Raw genomic sequence first — 16,303 nt, 5'->3', positions numbered from 1 at the left:
AAGGAATGGTGAAAATGAGAAAAGCTTCTTCACCTCTTTTGCTTCTGCTGTTTTTTGCCTTCCTCCTTAGTATTGCAGTGGGATATGGTCTTGCTCAGACTGAACCCATGGCTCAATCTGAGCAGCCAGCACAAGTTGAAGAGAGTAGCATATTCGATGGAATTACTAAAGGTAAAGAGAGATTGCAAAGAGAATGGCAAGACTTTCGCCAAAGTATTCATTATACAACCTCTGTTCGTGTGATAACCGTTGGGGATATCATGGTTCATGATAATCAACTACAGGCTGCATTCATCTCTCCAGAGGCAGGCTATCAATTCGATAGCTATTTTACGGAGGTAAGCCCCATTTTTGCAGAGGGGGATTGGGTGCTTGGTAATTTAGAAACCACACTTGCAGGTAGTGATAAGGGGTTTACAGGTTACCCGCAGTTTAATTCTCCTGCAGAATTGGCAGTTGCTTTGAAGAATGCTGGATTTAATGTGATTACAACAGCCAATAACCACTCCTTGGATCGCCGTGAGGTGGGTGTGCTTCGAACGCTAGATCGCCTTGATGAGCAGGGGTTCTTATATACAGGCACCTTCCGGTCTGAAGCAGAGCGGAACGAGCCTTTGCTCTTAACCAAAAACAACATCACAATTGCTCTTTTTGCCTATACCTACGGTACCAATGGAATTCCCATTCCTAATGGGAAGGATTATCTAGTCAATCTAATCGACCTAGAGCAGATGAAGGCTGATATTGTGAAAGCTAGGCAAGCAGGAGCTGATGTTATTGCCATGGCCGTTCACTTCGGCAATGAGTATCAGAGGGAACCAAGTGTACAACAGGTCACCTTAGTGGATCAGCTGTTCGCAGCAGGGGTGGATATTATTTATGGAAGTCATCCTCATGTGGTTCAACCGTTTGAAATTCGTACTTGGGAGGATGAAGCAGGCAAAGAACATCAAGGAGTGGTGATTTATTCCCTGGGTAATTTCATTTCCGATCAACGGGGAGATTATAAGGATTTAGGTCTTATCTTTGATCTGACCATTGAAAAAGAGTATCCTAGTCAAAAAGTGATCTTTAAACAAGTAGAGGCCATCCCAACCTATGTGAATCGTTATTGGCAGGATGGTAAGCGTATTTATCGCATCCTTCCTCTAGAACAGGTAGTGAAAGATCAGGGTGCAGAAGGATTAACGGCACAACAAATTACACAATTAGAAAAATACCACGAAGAGCTGAGAGGACATGTCCACTCACGCCTTGGAGAAAATGTGTTTCAATTTCTCCGTACTCCTCCTGTAGAGAAATGAAAAATAGTGTAGTCCCTATGCTCAGGGCTACACTATTTTTTTAGTGAGAGTGAAAGCTGAACCACCATTTTGCCTTGTTCCATGGAGAACTGCGTAATCTCCACATTTGGTACAATCTGTTGCGGATAGAAGCCTAAATCATAGAATTGAGCCATTTCCTCAATACTTGTGCTTGGAAGGTAGTAGCCATCATAGATCATCTCATTAATGGTAAATTGTAATTCACTTGGCGAATCTAAATGATAATAGCCTCGCATCGACAGTACTGATTCTTGATAAGTTCCATGGACAATTAGTTCTCCAGCTTGAAAGCGAAAAGACAGGTTCTGAAATAAAGGATTCTTCTTCTTTAAAAAATCATTTAATTCTTGATCAGTAATGGTAAGCTCATAATTGAGAAGTGAATGCTTCAGATTGGACTCATTAAACATCTCGGGCAGCTGTTCCATGGAGCTAGCCAATGCTTGGAAGAACTGATGGAATGATTGTATCCCACTTGCATTCCAATGGATTAACAATTGCTCCATCAGGACTTCTTTTCGTTTGGTTGTTGTCCAGTGCTCCCACTTGTCTGCATAAATACTTGCCAGCTCAGCTAGAAGACGCTCCTGTGCTTGATAATGGTCATGTATTGCCTGTAAGTCTTGTTGGAAATATTGGAGTTCCTGCTTGCTTTCACAGAGCTTATCATAGGTGTCCTGATATCGTAGTAATTGATGCATATCATATTCAAAAACCACCTGCATATATTCCCAAATGGCGATAGCTTCTTTTAAACCATCAGCTTCAAACAACAGTTGGAGCAAATCATCTCGCTCCCCAGTGTAGTAAGCGATCAGAATTTGGTCAACATGCTCCTTTTGTGACAGTCGATTGATTTCTTGTACTTTTATTTGCTCTTCAACCCCAGCGATTTTTTGCCCAAGGGTGCGTTCTTTCTTCTCCATTTGCTGGAGCTGAAACTTTAGATCCTCGATGCTAATATGCTCTTTTAGCTCTGGAGATGTGAACGGATCATCTGCAGCGACACTAGGGAAAGCCCACTGTAATAAAAATAATAGGGAGATGAGAAATAGGAGCAGATCCCACCTTTGCTTTAAATGAGACATGCAAGACTCACCTTCTCTAGAAGTCTAGTTATGTAAAAAGAGCATCAGGTACGATGCTCTTTTTACAATGAACACATGGAATTTCTGACGATTAATAGGCACCCATGAAAAGCCCCATCAATTGGAAGAGAGAGATGGATTCCTCTTCTGTAGGAACAGTATATTTAAATTCTGGCTCTTTATTGATATTGGTCACATAGATATGACCTTGAAGCTTCACAGCATGGGTTTCACCAGCATCATTGAAGTTCATATCAAGATCAATAGACTGGAAGTTTTGAACGCCATCCTTGATTCCGAAGAGAAGATCAAATTTGTTAATACTGAAAGTATCCTTGTTTGCCTCTAAATCATTTAAAAACTCTTCTTTGCTGGCAGCCAATTCTTCTTTAGCTGTTGCAAGTTCTGTCTTAATTTCTGGTACATCACTATAAAGTTCAGATTCAGCAAGGATGTCCATCATTTTTGGAAGAACTTCATCAATGGCAGTGGTTAGAAATGCTGCTAAGTTTTCATTGGTAATGGAGACCTTCACAATATCCTTAGTATCAACACCAGTTGGTAAGGTCACATCCTCTGTCTTAACAGAGGTAAAGTAATCCTTTTCATAAGGACTAATTAAAGCTTCTACTAACTTAGGTTGAAGCTCCATTTGCGCTTTCATTTCCTTCGCAAGGTCAGGAACTTCTTCTCCAGACATTTCTGCGAGCTCAGCAAAATTAAGCTCAACATACTTCCCGCTTAATGCTTCAAATGTTGGATCAAATGTTGCGAGGAATTCAGGAACCTTGATCCACATTGCTTCGGTATTCATAAAGATTGGAATCTCAATGGATAATTTTAGCCCTTGGTAATCAACCTCAGTGGATAATTCAAACTCTGCTTGGAATGGCTCCAAGGTTTGTGCCCCGCGGAAGTTAATCACACTAGAATTTAAAATGGCCAAACCTTCAGCTGCCTCTGGATCCGTAGCTAAGAAATTTTCATCTAAATCAAAGTTGAGGGTAAACGAGCCTGAGTAATTATAGGATTTGGCTTCGCCAAATTTAACTACAGCGTCTTGAAGTGAACCCTTCGGATTTCCACTTACACTGGATCCACAGCCAGTGATCATGGTAACTGAGATTGCTAATAACAAGAAAAGTAGGAAAATCTTTTTTTGAAACTTCATGCAAAATGCTCCTCTCACTTTTATCAATATCCATCTCATTATATAATGAAAAGGAAAAAATGTCTGCGTTTCTTGACATTTGATGAAAAAAATTGCATGGTTTTGACAGGAAATCCACTACAGAACGATGCTTACTTTCAAGTCTACATTGTTAAGACAAAAATTTAAGACAAAAAAACAACCTTCTATAACGAAGGTTGTTTGGGGGAGGTAAAATAATGAACCTACAGAGGGTGGGAGGATTACCCATAACATCATACTGATGTAAGATGGTTCATTTTCAGTATAATATCACGTTAACACTATGTCAATGGTATAAAATAAAAATTTGGACATGCTGTCTGGGGAGGATTGGATGGAAAACTTAGAAAGACTATTACAAGATCAAATCAACGCTTCTCCTAAAAAAGCAATTTCATTTTCCGATTGGATGGAAGCGGCACTTTATCATGAGCGTTGGGGATACTATCAACAGCAGAGAGTGAAGATTGGTAAAGATGGTGATTTTTATACTAGTCCTATGGTAGGGGATGTGTTTGGTAGGGCATTGGCATTAGCCATTGCAGAGATTGGTGAGAAGATGTTCCTCGATCAAAGGATGACACTTGTGGAGGTCGGTGGAGGAAACGGAAGATTAGCCTGTCAAATCTTAGATGCCTTACAGGGGAATCCTCTCTACAACCGCTTAACTTATACCATTGTAGAGCAGAGTCCTACACACCGCCAAATGATCGAGGATATGGTGCAGCGCCATGAAAAGCGAGTTCATATTATCCCATCATTAACTGCACTTTCTGCATTTCAGGGAATCGTCCTATCCAATGAATTACTGGATGCATTTCCTGTGCATTGGCTACAATTTACCGATGAAGCTTGGGAAGAGATCTATGTAAGATGGGACGAAGAAAGGCAACGATTTATCGAAGTACTTTATCCCATTGAAGATGAGCAGATACATGATTGGGTTCAACAAGAACAAGTGCAAGCCATGGTAGGTCAGCGGATGGAAGTGAATCTAGCCATGCTTCAATGGCAGCAACAAATCAGTCAATTACTAGAGCGTGGCTATCTCATCACCATCGATTATGGGCTAACACGTGAACAACTCTATCTGCCACAGCGCAAGCATGGGACCCTTCGTGCTTTTAAGGAGCATCAGCTAGATGATGAGCTATTATCACAGCCGGGTCAGAAGGATATTACGAGTCATGTAAATTTTTCACAGTGGATGGAACGGGGAGAGGAACATAAGTTACATACGCTTCGTTTTATGACACAGCGAGAATTTTTGCTCTCTGCAGGTATACTACAATTGATCCCGACAATTCATGAGAGAGAAGATCCATTCTCGTCGAACTACAAGCAGCTCCGTGCTATTCAACAATTGATTCTTCCAGGTGGGATGGGCGATCAATTTATGGTCTGTGTTCAAGGAAAGGGAGAGGTATCGAATCAATTAAGTATCATTCGTCCTTTTAAGTTCACACTGGGATAGAAAAAGCGCTGATAAGCTACCAGAATCGGTACCTTATCAGCGCTCTCTGCTTCCTTAAATTTGTGGTGGTGTATGTAGAAAGAATGTGTAAAATAGGTATCCTGCAAAAGAGAAGGCCATGTATCCCCAAAATAGATAGAGATACGTTTTTTCTCGCAGATTCATATACCCAAGGGCAACAAAAAGCACCATCTGTGCAAGGAAAATATAAAACATGGTCATTAAATCGCCCCATAAAGCCATTAATGCAATAAGTAAAGAAATAAATCCTAACAATCGATACATCCGGGCCATTCAATATCCCTCCCTAATTCCAATATAAGCATGGTAATAATACACATTCATTATAACGAAGAAATGAAATTGTGTAAACTTTATTACAAAAGTATAAGGAGGGAATGAACAGCAGATCACATTGAATGTAATCATGTCGTATGTAATCTAGCCAAAAATTAGTCGATCTTGACTACTGTATAGCTGCATGCACCCGAACCGCAGGCGATTTTCTCTTTACCTTGGGTAAAATTCACTTTATCGAAGTATGTGGCGAAAATCCCCTTTAACAAGGCGTGATGCATTTCACATACTAAGTCAGGATGCTTCTCAGCAGGTTCCTTAAAGGTACAGTTGTGAACCATGAACTGAATGGATTTATTATCAAGAATTTTTAGCTCGGGATTTAATCCTTGCGCTACAATAACACGTTCAATACTGTTTATCTTCTCTTCATCACTCATCTGAGAGAGGACTTTAGACTCTTGCTGTAGAGCTAGCTTTGCAGCTTCAATACCAAACTGTTCGCCTACTTGAATCAAGGCTTCACACCCCTGCTCACCAAAGGTACTAAGTGTGTCCATAAGTACACGGATTAACAAGGTGTAATCACGAGGAGGAAACTGCAGACTAATCACTTCATCAGATAAATAATAAAGACGACTGGGTCGTCCTCCTTTACCGTTTTTTTCAGTTGTAGATTGAAGTAAACGGACATCTTCTAGTTTACTTAGATGTAGGCGTGCCACGTTGGGATGAATATGAAATACTTCAGCGATCTCCTGAACGATTACTGTGTCATGTTTCCTAGTTACATATTGATAAATGGAGAAACGTGTGGGATCCGAAAGGACATTGGTTAGTTTTAGCGCATCCTCATTCATGGTGATACTCCCTTCTGTTAAAAAGATCATACATTATACAATATTATAGTACATTTGTCGTATGGGGTAAACAAAAAACACATAAACATTATTGACATAGTATTATATTTAGGAATATAATGAATTTGAACAGAATAGATATAAATAAGTAATCATTTCATCTTTTAATACGGTGCTGCCTGCCCGTAAGGTCAACCATACTCTAAAAAATGTTGAAAAATGAAAATGAGAGGAGACGATGGTTGTGGCAAAGGCAGTTCAATTTTATACTTATCCAAGTTGCACTTCATGTCGTAAAGCAAAAATGTGGCTAACAGAGAATGGTATTAATTATGAAGAGCGTCATCTTCTTAAAGATCCACCCTCAATCGAAGAATTAAAGGATATCATGCGTCTTACTACAAATGGTTTTGATGATATTTTATCCACGCGGAGCCAAAAATATAAGGAGTTGGACATGGATATCGAAGATATGAATATGACCCAACTTCTTGAGATGATTTCTGAGGAGCCAAGGCTTCTACGTCGCCCACTAATCATTGATGGCGAACATCTCATCGTTGGCTACAATAAATCAGCTTTGCGAAGTATCTTGGCTTGAGCTAAAGTAAAAGGGGAGACGGTAAATCCGCCTTCCTTTTTTTATCTTATCGGTGCCATTGCTCAGGTGGCTCAAACTGCGTTATTAATCCTCTCACTTTTTTGTTAGGAGAAAGGAGTTTGTAAATGGGAGATAGTTTTGACACACTAACGCTAATAGCAAGTGATGAATTAGCGATTATCACCATGAATCGACCCAAGGTAAAAAATGCAATCAATCTTAGGATGCTAGATGAACTAGGAATTGTCCTCCATCAGGTCAAAAGCGCACCAAACATAAAAGCTCTAATTATCACGGGAGGAGATTCTGACTATTTTAGTTCAGGTGGTGATGTGAAAGAGTTTCATCAATACCAGAGTCAAGAAGAGGTCTCCAATATTTTAGAAAAAGCAAATGATATCTTAAGCCAATTGGAGCAGTTTCCCCTTCCTACTATCGCAGCGCTAAATGGGAATGCACTGGGAGGAGCCTGTGAATTAGCATTGGCCTGTGATTTTCGTATTGCTCATCCCCAGATAAAACTAGGGTTTATTCAAATTATACATCACATCATGACGAGCTGGGGTGGTGGAACTCGTCTTATTCGTCTCTTGGGAAAAAATGCACTCCCCCTATTACTTAGTGGCAAGCTGATTCCTGCTGATGAAGCACAGCGTCTAGGCTTGTTAGATAGGCTGCTTCCCCAGGAGGGGTTTCTCGAAGCTGTCATGGCGTATGTGCGCTCGATGACAGTACACCAGCGTGAGAGTATCTTGGCATATATGAAGCTGTATCGGACTGTCCAACGAGGAGAAGACTACGAAACTTGTTTACAGGTTGAGAGGGAAGAGGCCACGCGTCTCTGGATTCATCCTAATCACCGCATGCGAATTGAAGCCTTTCTTCAAAAAAAACTTTGACGTGTTCTTATACTAGGTTTAAAGCAGGAGGGGTGTGGAGATAATTCTATACTAGATGTGGATTATTCTATGAACTCTAGCAGTAGCATAGAATATACATAAATAGTATAGGAGGGAAATACATGACGGCTAATCGACAAGATGCTTGGACACCAGATGATGATTTGGCATTGGCAGAGGTAGTTCTTCGTCATATACGGGAAGGAAGCACCCAGCTAGCAGCATTTGAAGAGGTGGCGAAAAAGTTATCTCGGACAGCTGCGGCCTGTGGTTTCCGTTGGAATAGTGCCATTCGAAAAAAATATGATACAGCCATCGCCATCGCCAAAGCCCAGCGTCAGCAGATGAAAGAACAGAAGCGTTGGAATTCTAGAGAATTTTCTGGAGAAATGGAAGAGGAGACAAGAGGACTACCTGTTATGGAAGTCAATGAGAAAGAGCATGAATCTCTTACCTATTCCACGATTATTCAATTCTTGCGCTCTGAAAAGGGACGTGTCGAGGAACAGGAAAGAAGGCTAAAAAATTTAGAGCGGAAATTAGAAGAACTACAGTATGAGAACGAACGGCTATTGCAGGAGAACCAAGAGATTATGAACAGTTTTCATCATGTGGAGAAGGATTATCGCATTGTAAATGATGACTACCGAACATTGCTAGAAATTATGGATCGGGCCCGAAAAATGGCGATTTTCGGTGAATCTAGTCATCCAAAATCGGTATTTCGGATGGATGGCAATGGGAATCTAGAGCGCGTAGAGAAATAAAACGGAAACGACCGCATAAGAGTAGCGGTCGTTTCCGTTTGTTATTTTTGTAACTCAATACCTTCAGGAAGCCAGACGTATGGATTTTCTCCACGGTCACGATTTGGATCGTAATGTACTGGTTGAAAGCCCATCTTGAGCCAAAATTGATCAGAACGGCTACGTGCATTGGTTTTAATGGGATGGTTTAAGTTTTTAGCATATTGAACCATCTTGCTACCTAATCCCTTGTTGCGATAGTCAGGCAGTACTTCTAATTTCCAGAGTTCATAGTAGTTTTGTGGAGGTTGAAAGAATCGATCATAGGGTGCTTCTATTTCATATAGACTCATTCGGGCCACCAAACGGTCCCCATCATAGATACCAAAGAAGGGTGAACGCAGGTGATTTTCGATCAGGTTCTCTTCCAAGTCCTCTAACATATACAACTCTTCTAAGCCATATTCGCGAAACTGTTTAAAATCTTCCAAGGTCTTGTAGTTGATCTTTAAGGGGACGACGGAAAATGGTTCATTATTCATCAATCCTCATCCTTTCGCCATAGGCATCTATATCCATTATTATACCGTATTTCCAACGAGCTTACCTCATTAAAAGCTTCATTCTATTTTTTAGAATAATTGGAGGATTCGTACAATATGGTGTAGAAATAAGTAGCCATACTGAACAGTGGCTCAGTGTGGTCCATTGAGCATAATATGCGAGGAGGATGTAGAGTGAAGCAGATTAATGCTGAAATGGCAGGTACTGTGATCGCCATATTAGTGGAAGAGGGTGAGATACTTCGTGCCCAACAGGATGTAGTCATTATGGAATCAATGAAGATGGAGATTCCTATGATTACACCCTCCGCAGGCATTGTTCGTCAGGTTTGTGTAGAAGCGGGTCAATTTGTGAATGAAGGTGACCCATTGGTCTTCTATGAGACGGAGAGCAAGGAATGAGTGTACAGTACGAGAGAGATGGAACCATCGGCTATATCTGGTTAAGGCGTCCTGAGGTACATCATGCTTTAAACCGTCAGATGGTTGAAGATCTAGGGATCGCCATCGAGCAATGTGCTCATACTCCCAATCTTCGCGTCGTTATCTTGGCAGCAGAAGGTTCCTCATCCTTCTGTGCTGGTGCAGACTTAACTGAACGGAGCAGAATGTCTGTGGAGGATGTCCGTCGTTTTGTTCGCGAACTTAGTTTTACCTTTACTCACTTATCCAAGCTTCGTGTTCCTGTCATCGCCGCAATGACAGGCAATGCCTTTGGGGGCGGATTAGAATTGGCCATGGCTGCAGATATTAGAATCTTAGCGGAACGTGCCAGTGTAGGATTGACGGAGACATCCTGGGCCATTATCCCAGGAGCAGGAGGAACACAACGCTTACCCCAACTAGTGGGTGTTGGGAAGGCGAAGGAATTAATCTATACCGCATGCCGTATAAGCGCACGGGAAGCATGGCGGATCGGCCTAGTTCAGCAGATTGCACCGCAGGAAGAAGTGCTGAAACAAGCGGAGACCATGGCTGCAGTTATTGCAGCCAATGGTCCTGTTGCCATTCAGCAGGCAAAAAAAGCACTTGATATGGGTTCACATCTCACGCTGGAAGAGCGACTACAGTTGGAGCAAGAAGCATATGAGCGAGTCATTGGGACGCAAGATCGTTTGGAAGGATTACGGGCATTTCAAGAAAAACGGAAGCCAATATATCGAGGAGAGTAAGGGGAGGCGAAGATGGAAGAGATTAATCAAACATGGCAAGAGCGAGTCGGGCGGATTTTACAAGGTGGTGTAGCAAAATATCATGAGCAGCAAAAGGCACAAGGGAAATGGTTCGTAAGAGAACGGCTCCAGCGCCTATTAGATCCAGACTCGATCATGGTTGAGGATGGATTATTTGCAAATTGTTTAGAATCTGGTCTTCCTGCAGATGGTGTAGTGACTGTAATGGGAAAGATCGCTGGCCAAACTGTATGTGTCATGGCTAATGACTCTACAGTTAAGGCAGGCTCTTGGGGACCTCATACGGTGGAGAAAATCATTCGAATTCAGGAGTTAGCGGACCGTTTAGAAGTGCCAATGTTTTATTTAGTGGACTCTGCAGGTGCAAGAATTACCGATCAACTGGAGATGTTCCCAGGGAGACGAGGAGCAGGTAAAATTTTTTATCAACAGGTTCGCATGTCGGGAAGAGTTCCGCAGGTTTGTCTGCTTTTTGGACCATCAGCAGCTGGTGGGGCATATATTCCAGCATTTTGTGATGTGGTCATCATGGTAGAAGGAAATAGTAGCATGTATTTGGGCTCCCCAAGGATGGCAGAGATGGTGATTGGAGAAAAAGTAAGCTTGGAGGAGATGGGTGGGGCTGCCATGCATTGTCGAATCAGTGGTTGTGGAGATTTTTTGGCTAGCGATGAAGAAGAAGCGATCGTCATCGCTCGTGGCTACCTCCAATATATGCCCGCCAATTATCGCCATTCTACTCCAATTCAGGAGAGTCAAGAGCCTGATGGAGAAGCCAATGCAAAACTTTCTACCATTATTCCCAAGCATCCTAATGCTCCGTTTAATATGAAGGAGTTGATTCATGGTATCATCGATGCAGATAGTTTCTTAGAAATTAAAGAAGAGTTTGCCCCTGAGTTGATTACTGCCCTCGCACGTATGGGAGGGCGAACCATTGGCATTGTGGCCAATCAACCCTCGGTTAAAGGTGGGGTTTTATTTGTTGATTCTGCAGATAAGGCTGCACGCTTTATCCATCTCTGTGACGCATACCAGATTCCTTTACTCTTTTTGGCTGATGTGCCTGGTTTTATGATAGGAACAAAGGTCGAGCAAGCAGGGATCATTCGTCATGGGGCGAAAATGATCGCTGCGGTAAGTGAGGCTACTGTACCAAAGATCTCTTTGATTGTACGAAAGGCGTATGGCGCTGGACTTTATGCGATGGCAGGTCCAGCCTTTGAACCAGATTGCTGCCTGGCCTTACCGGATGCACAAATTGCGGTGATGGGACCAGAAGCAGCAGTGAATGCAGTTTATTTGAATAAAATTGCCCAGCTCAAGGATGAAGAGGAACGTCAACGCTTCATCCACGAAAAGCGTAGGGAGTATCAAGAGGATATCGATATTTATCGCTTAGGCTCCAAGTTGATTGTGGATGGAATCATCCCCATTGAAAATGTACGTCAGGAGTTGATCCATCGTTACGCTCTTTACGCTACGAAGAACATGACCTTTTCACAGCGTAAAAAGCCAGTATATCCTGTTTGAAATTGGAATGTTCCTAGGCAGTATGAAGGCGTGGCAGTCTGTCTCGCCTTCTTTATATTACTTTCAAGAGTTTATTTTACTGATTTTCACACTCTACTTTGCACGAAGTACTTATTATAAACTATAATAGGAAGAAACAAGACTAGCATCCCGATTCTTTTTGGATGCTTCAGGAGGAAGTAGCCCGTGTTTGCATTCTTGGTTAATATCTTATCGATAATGATCACTTATCCACTTTTGATATTGCCGATTATTTATATCATTTTTCGAATTGCCCGCCAGGAAAGAAAAATAGCCTTTCAGCATACCACGGATATCATCACACTTTTCTTGCTCTTCAATATCCAAACGGCGATTTACATCACCTATCAATCAAAGGCTTTTCTTTGGTGGTATGCCATTGTCATGCTCCTATTTTTCATTATTCTTGCCTTATTGCAGTATAAATTGCATGGCGACTTTTACCCACAACGTCTATTCCGTGCTGGCTGGCGTTTAAGTTTTTTAGTTCTGCTTATACTACATGTAGTTACTGTAGTACTAGGAATCATATATCAATATCAAATCTCGTAATCTATGCTGGACTAATAGGAACTTTAGAAGGCGGAGATAGGAATGGAAATGGATTCGAAACAGGAGATTCAATGGCGTATTCGACAAGCAGCTGAAAAGGTGTTTAAGGAACGAGGATATGAACGAGCTGATATGCGAACTATTGCCCAAGAAGCGAATATTGCTGTAGGCACCATCTATAACTATTATCAAAACAAGGCACTTTTGTATCACGATATATTAATTGGCGAGTGGGAAACCATCCGTACAAGAATTGAACGCTTGATGATTGAGGAATCCTCGTGCAGAGAGCGGATTAAACAGATTTCTGCATTGCTCTTCCCCTTTATTTCTGGTCATATCAATGAATGGCATGAAATTATGGCGGATGTTCAATATCATCACCATGGCGACAAGGGTCGACAGGCACAATTGCTCGCCCATCAAGAATTGAAAGACCAATTGAATCAACTGTTCATGGATGGCGGATATTCATCAGAGCAAGCAACGAGACTCACCTTAACCTTTGTTGGAACGCTTACACAGTTAGGCGTTACATATCCTGAAAATGCGGAGGAGAATACCCAATATATGACTTGGTTATTTACTCATCTGTTAACCAAGTAAACAGAGCATCAATGCGAGAATGTCACAATAAGGAGCGATCAAATGAAGATAGAAGCATGTCAGATTGGATTTTCCAATCCTATTTTTGAAGCATACTGTACAGAATATTCACGTGTATCATCGCTCTTTGCTTATCCACCATTTATGGATACAAGCTTCCATGATCGGGTGGGCCAATTAAAACAGTATCCAAAGGATCGGCGAAAAGATGTTGGAGAAGCACTGCTTCAATATAACAAACTGGTTGACAACCATCCTAGAGCGTTGGAAAATATCCATCGTTTCATCGATGAGGATGCCCTTGTGATTGTAGGAGGACAACAGGCAGGAATCTTAACAGGACCCCTCTATTCCATTTATAAGGCCATTTCCATTGTACAATTGGCTAATAAATGGAGTGAGAGCTTACAGCGCCCTGTCATTCCTGTTTTTTGGATCGCTGGGGAGGATCATGATTTTGCTGAGGTCAATCATACATATTTGCTTAACAAAGACAATAGCATTGAGCGACAAAGATTACCGCTAGAGGGTGAACAACGAATACCCATTTCATATCGGAGAATTGAGCCCAAGGTTTTATCTGAATATGTGAATCATTTTTTTGACAGCTGCCTGCAAACGGAATTTACTCTTTCCTTAAAACAGGCCTATCTGGAATTAGCGCAAGCCTCCAGTTCCTTGACGGAATTTTTCTCGAAGATCATGGTTCGGCTGCTTGGAGAGCATGGCTTAGTGTTAATTGATTCTGCTTACCCACCATTACGCCATGTGGAGTCACCATTATTTGCGAGGATCATCAAGGAGAATTCTCAGGTACAAGCAGCCTTTAGACAGGGAAAGATGCAAGTCATGGAGTTGGATTATCCCTGTCAGATTCAGACTGTGGAGGAGAATGGACATCTCTTCTACATTAAGGAGCAGGAACGGGAGCTGCTTGATCATATGGAGGGGAAATGGTCTGGAAAGCATGGTGAACTGAAGTGGGATACACCAGCACTACTCCGGCTTCTTGAAGCTGATCCCAGTCGCTTCAGTTCCAATGTGGTTACACGACCATTGATGCAAGAATATCTTTTTCCCACCCTTGCTTTTGTGGCTGGACCTGGAGAAATTGCTTACTGGGCGATGTTAAAACCACTCTTTCAATGGCTAGGGAGCCCCATGCCACCTATCATTCCACGTTTCTCAGGGACAATTGTTGAAGGAACGATTCAAAAATTACTACGTAAATATGATCTGAAATGCACGCAAGTTTTACATGGTGTGGAGCAATATAAGGATGCTTGGATTAAGGGACAGGACGACCAGCAGCTCCTTGCACAGTTTACCCACTTGCAAGAGGACTTAGTTCGTCGTTATGATACGATCCTTGCTGGATTGGAACAGATTCATGATGGCATGAAGCAGCTAGGAGAAAAGAACCTACAGAAAATTCTGGAGCAGGTACAATTTTTACAGCAACGAACCCTCAATGAGATGGAGAAACAGCACCATACAGCGATTCAACATTTTCAAAGGATGGAATATGGTCTATTACCAACGGGGAGATATCAAGAAAGAACTTATAATATTTTTCAATATATAAATAAGTATGGTGAGAACTGGTTTAAGGAATTAATGCAGTGTGATTTACCTGCAGATGGTTGTCACTATGAAATTTGCCTCGGCGGTGCCACTGATTCTCCAGCTTAACCACGCTATACTTTAGTTGCATATAACTTGGCCTTTATATTACTTTAGACCTGTTTTTCAAACCCTGCTAAGTACTTAGCAGGGTTTTTATGTTTTTCCAACGAATAAAAGGAGAATAGGTGGTGAAAAGTGGGGCAAAGTGGGTATAATAGGGGTAAAGGTGGTGAAGGCCTGTGTTGATGGGAGAATACCAGCATTCTTTAGATGCAAAAGGTAGAATCTTTATGCCAGCCAAGTTGCGTGAGCTTCTGGGGGACTCCTTTATTATCACACGGGGGCTTGACCGCTGCTTATTTGTCTACCCACCTGCTGAGTGGCAAGCAATAGAGCAAAAGTTTAGAGCTCTGCCGGTAACACGTGCCGATGCCCGCAAATTTACACGTTTCTTCTTTTCTGGTGCTGTTGATGCCGAGCTTGATAAGCAAGGACGTGTCAATATACCTGCCCACCTTCGTGAATATGCCCATTTGGAAAAGGACTGTGTCATTATTGGTGTCTCCAATCGGGTGGAAATATGGTCCTATGATGAATGGCAAAAGTACTATGAAGAATCTGAAGAATCCTTTGCGGAAATTGCCGAGACCATTGTGGATTTCCAACTGTAGATTCTTACATCTTAGGATGAGGATCCTAGAGAATGCGCAATATATTTAACAAATAATATTTCTGAAAAATGATCCTGAAATGGAGGACGATCATGTTTCATCATGTGACTGTGTTACAACATGAAGCTGTAGAAGCACTCAATGTACAAGAGGATGGCATCTATGTCGACGCAACTTTGGGTGGTGGAGGTCACAGTGAACTGATTGCCCAACGTCTTGGTTCGGAAGGGCGGCTCTTCGCCTTTGACCAAGATGAAGAAGCACTACAGGCTACCCAAGAGCGACTACAGAAGTACGCTGATCGGATTACCTATATCCATGCTAATTTTCGTAGGCTCCAAGAGGAGCTTGCGACATTTGGTGTCAATAAAATTGATGGAATTCTTTTCGACCTTGGTGTTTCTTCGCCACAATTAGATGATGCTGAACGAGGTTTTAGCTACCAGAAGGATGCTCCATTGGATATGCGCATGGATCGTACGCAACCGCTATCAGCAAAAGGACTTGTGAACACATGGCCTGAGCAAGAACTGGCATCGATTATCTGGCGATATGGCGAGGAACGATTTTCGAAGCGGATCGCACATGCAATCTGTCAAGCAAGGGCTGAAGCACCAATCGAGACAACACTTCAATTGGCGGAGTTAGTCAAGAATGCGATCCCTGCTGCAACACGTAGAACTGGTGGTCATCCAGCAAAACGCACCTTTCAGGCGATCCGAATTGCTGTCAATGATGAGCTAGGTGCATTCACCGAGGCGGTTCAAGCAGGAGTCCAATTGCTAAACCTTCATGGCAGGATCGCTGTGATTACATTTCACAGCTTAGAGGATCGAATTTGTAAAGAGATTTATCAAGAAGCAGCAAAAGGCTGTGAGTGTCCCCCTGCATTTCCTGTTTGTGTTTGTGGACGCCAACCCTCTGTGAAAATTATTACAAGAAAACCGATTCTTCCAACAGACGAGGAAGTAGCAACAAATCGTCGAGCACACTCAGCGAAGTTACGGGTGGCTGAAAAAATACTGGAATAACGAATCTGTCTATTAGATGCAGTAA

At 42.1% G+C, this 16,303-nt stretch carries 18 protein-coding genes; 13 read left to right on the top strand and 5 right to left on the bottom strand.

Going from position 1 to position 16,303, the window contains the following annotated elements:
- The first annotated feature begins 14 nt into the window (after positions 1-14).
- On the top strand, positions 15-1,304 hold the full coding sequence (locus BN1691_RS13020) for a CapA family protein (protein WP_053083771.1): 1,290 nt from the start codon (positions 15-17) through the stop codon (positions 1,302-1,304).
- 32 nt (positions 1,305-1,336) lie between these two features.
- Here the strand turns inward: BN1691_RS13020 and BN1691_RS13015 are convergent, their stop codons facing one another.
- A complete protein-coding gene (locus BN1691_RS13015; protein WP_048602605.1) occupies positions 1,337-2,413 on the bottom strand; it encodes a coiled-coil domain-containing protein in 1,077 nt (358 codons plus the stop codon).
- Between the two features lie 91 nt (positions 2,414-2,504).
- Entirely contained in the window at positions 2,505-3,584 is a 1,080-nt protein-coding gene (locus BN1691_RS13010; RefSeq protein ID WP_048602604.1) for a hypothetical protein, read from the bottom strand.
- Between the two features lie 355 nt (positions 3,585-3,939).
- Between BN1691_RS13010 and BN1691_RS13005 the strand changes: the two genes are divergently transcribed.
- Positions 3,940-5,079: a class I SAM-dependent methyltransferase gene (locus BN1691_RS13005; protein ID WP_048602603.1), complete on the top strand. Its 1,140-nt coding sequence runs from the start codon at positions 3,940-3,942 to the stop codon at positions 5,077-5,079.
- A gap of 54 nt (positions 5,080-5,133) precedes the next feature.
- Here BN1691_RS13005 and BN1691_RS13000 read toward each other — a convergent pair whose 3' ends face one another.
- Positions 5,134-5,373, bottom strand: coding sequence for a DUF2626 family protein (locus tag BN1691_RS13000; protein ID WP_048602602.1), 240 nt, complete (start codon positions 5,371-5,373; stop codon positions 5,134-5,136).
- A 158-nt stretch (positions 5,374-5,531) separates the two neighbouring features.
- Positions 5,532-6,236: a helix-turn-helix transcriptional regulator gene (locus BN1691_RS12995; protein ID WP_048602601.1), complete on the bottom strand. Its 705-nt coding sequence runs from the start codon at positions 6,234-6,236 to the stop codon at positions 5,532-5,534.
- A 238-nt stretch (positions 6,237-6,474) separates the two neighbouring features.
- Here BN1691_RS12995 and BN1691_RS12990 point away from each other — a divergent pair, with 238 nt between their 5' ends.
- The 3 genes from BN1691_RS12990 (at position 6,475) to BN1691_RS12980 (ending at position 8,503) form a co-directional block, all read left to right on the top strand.
- Positions 6,475-6,837 carry a Spx/MgsR family RNA polymerase-binding regulatory protein gene (locus BN1691_RS12990; protein ID WP_048602600.1) on the top strand — a complete coding sequence of 121 codons (363 nt, stop codon included), beginning with the start codon at positions 6,475-6,477 and terminating at the stop codon, positions 6,835-6,837.
- Positions 6,838-6,962: 125 nt separating this feature from the next.
- Complete coding sequence (locus tag BN1691_RS12985; RefSeq protein WP_048602599.1) at positions 6,963-7,736, top strand: enoyl-CoA hydratase/isomerase family protein; 774 nt, start codon at positions 6,963-6,965, stop codon at positions 7,734-7,736.
- Positions 7,737-7,858: 122 nt separating this feature from the next.
- A complete protein-coding gene (locus tag BN1691_RS12980; RefSeq protein ID WP_048602598.1) occupies positions 7,859-8,503 on the top strand; it encodes an RsfA family transcriptional regulator in 645 nt (214 codons plus the stop codon).
- Positions 8,504-8,544: 41 nt separating this feature from the next.
- Here the strand turns inward: BN1691_RS12980 and BN1691_RS12975 are convergent, their stop codons facing one another.
- On the bottom strand, positions 8,545-9,024 hold the full coding sequence (locus BN1691_RS12975) for an N-acetyltransferase (protein WP_048602597.1): 480 nt from the start codon (positions 9,022-9,024) through the stop codon (positions 8,545-8,547).
- Between the two features lie 195 nt (positions 9,025-9,219).
- On the opposite strand from BN1691_RS12975, the gene BN1691_RS12970 reads away from it, so the two are divergent.
- The 8 genes from BN1691_RS12970 to rsmH all read left to right on the top strand — a co-directional run bounded on the left by BN1691_RS12970 (position 9,220) and on the right by rsmH (position 16,278).
- Entirely contained in the window at positions 9,220-9,447 is a 228-nt protein-coding gene (locus BN1691_RS12970) for an acyl-CoA carboxylase biotin carboxyl carrier protein subunit (protein ID WP_048602596.1), read from the top strand.
- Positions 9,444-10,217, top strand: a complete 774-nt coding sequence (locus tag BN1691_RS14475) for an enoyl-CoA hydratase-related protein (RefSeq protein WP_048602595.1) — start codon at positions 9,444-9,446, stop codon at positions 10,215-10,217. The genes BN1691_RS12970 and BN1691_RS14475 overlap by 4 nt, the downstream gene beginning before the upstream one ends.
- 12 nt (positions 10,218-10,229) lie before the next feature.
- Positions 10,230-11,771 carry an acyl-CoA carboxylase subunit beta gene (locus BN1691_RS12960; protein ID WP_048602594.1) on the top strand — a complete coding sequence of 514 codons (1,542 nt, stop codon included), beginning with the start codon at positions 10,230-10,232 and terminating at the stop codon, positions 11,769-11,771.
- A gap of 186 nt (positions 11,772-11,957) precedes the next feature.
- The gene (locus BN1691_RS12955) at positions 11,958-12,344 is read left to right on the top strand and encodes a DUF3397 family protein (RefSeq protein ID WP_048602593.1); all 387 of its coding nucleotides are present in this window, start codon (positions 11,958-11,960) and stop codon (positions 12,342-12,344) included.
- Between the two features lie 42 nt (positions 12,345-12,386).
- Complete coding sequence (locus BN1691_RS12950) at positions 12,387-12,950, top strand: TetR/AcrR family transcriptional regulator (RefSeq protein ID WP_048602592.1); 564 nt, start codon at positions 12,387-12,389, stop codon at positions 12,948-12,950.
- Between the two features lie 42 nt (positions 12,951-12,992).
- Positions 12,993-14,642 (top strand): bacillithiol biosynthesis cysteine-adding enzyme BshC, encoded by a 1,650-nt coding sequence (gene bshC, locus BN1691_RS12945; RefSeq protein WP_048602591.1) that lies wholly within the window; start codon positions 12,993-12,995, stop codon positions 14,640-14,642.
- Positions 14,643-14,815: 173 nt separating this feature from the next.
- Positions 14,816-15,247, top strand: coding sequence for a division/cell wall cluster transcriptional repressor MraZ (mraZ, locus tag BN1691_RS12940; RefSeq protein WP_048602590.1), 432 nt, complete (start codon positions 14,816-14,818; stop codon positions 15,245-15,247).
- Positions 15,248-15,339: 92 nt separating this feature from the next.
- Positions 15,340-16,278, top strand: coding sequence for a 16S rRNA (cytosine(1402)-N(4))-methyltransferase RsmH (gene rsmH, locus BN1691_RS12935; RefSeq protein WP_048602589.1), 939 nt, complete (start codon positions 15,340-15,342; stop codon positions 16,276-16,278).
- The last annotated feature ends 25 nt before the right edge of the window (positions 16,279-16,303 follow it).

Source organism: Rubeoparvulum massiliense, assembly GCF_001049895.1.
Lineage (GTDB): Bacteria > Bacillota > Bacilli > Rubeoparvulales > Rubeoparvulaceae > Rubeoparvulum > Rubeoparvulum massiliense.
The sequence above is the reverse complement of the archived record's forward strand: the minus strand, read 5'-3'. Positions and strand labels throughout refer to the sequence as shown.

Coding starts and splice junctions, on each gene's coding strand:
- BN1691_RS13010 (WP_048602604.1), bottom strand. CDS start 3,584: ATGAAGTTTCAAAAAAAGATTTTCCTACTTTTCTTGTTATTAGCAATC.
- bshC (WP_048602591.1), top strand. CDS start 12,993: ATGAAGATAGAAGCATGTCAGATTGGATTTTCCAATCCTATTTTTGAA.
- BN1691_RS12950 (WP_048602592.1), top strand. CDS start 12,387: ATGGAAATGGATTCGAAACAGGAGATTCAATGGCGTATTCGACAAGCA.
- BN1691_RS13015 (WP_048602605.1), bottom strand. CDS start 2,413: ATGTCTCATTTAAAGCAAAGGTGGGATCTGCTCCTATTTCTCATCTCC.
- BN1691_RS12960 (WP_048602594.1), top strand. CDS start 10,230: ATGGAAGAGATTAATCAAACATGGCAAGAGCGAGTCGGGCGGATTTTA.
- BN1691_RS12990 (WP_048602600.1), top strand. CDS start 6,475: ATGGTTGTGGCAAAGGCAGTTCAATTTTATACTTATCCAAGTTGCACT.
- BN1691_RS12985 (WP_048602599.1), top strand. CDS start 6,963: ATGGGAGATAGTTTTGACACACTAACGCTAATAGCAAGTGATGAATTA.
- rsmH (WP_048602589.1), top strand. CDS start 15,340: ATGTTTCATCATGTGACTGTGTTACAACATGAAGCTGTAGAAGCACTC.
- BN1691_RS14475 (WP_048602595.1), top strand. CDS start 9,444: ATGAGTGTACAGTACGAGAGAGATGGAACCATCGGCTATATCTGGTTA.
- BN1691_RS13000 (WP_048602602.1), bottom strand. CDS start 5,373: ATGGCCCGGATGTATCGATTGTTAGGATTTATTTCTTTACTTATTGCA.
- BN1691_RS13020 (WP_053083771.1), top strand. CDS start 15: ATGAGAAAAGCTTCTTCACCTCTTTTGCTTCTGCTGTTTTTTGCCTTC.
- BN1691_RS12995 (WP_048602601.1), bottom strand. CDS start 6,236: ATGAATGAGGATGCGCTAAAACTAACCAATGTCCTTTCGGATCCCACA.
- BN1691_RS13005 (WP_048602603.1), top strand. CDS start 3,940: ATGGAAAACTTAGAAAGACTATTACAAGATCAAATCAACGCTTCTCCT.
- BN1691_RS12975 (WP_048602597.1), bottom strand. CDS start 9,024: ATGAATAATGAACCATTTTCCGTCGTCCCCTTAAAGATCAACTACAAG.
- BN1691_RS12980 (WP_048602598.1), top strand. CDS start 7,859: ATGACGGCTAATCGACAAGATGCTTGGACACCAGATGATGATTTGGCA.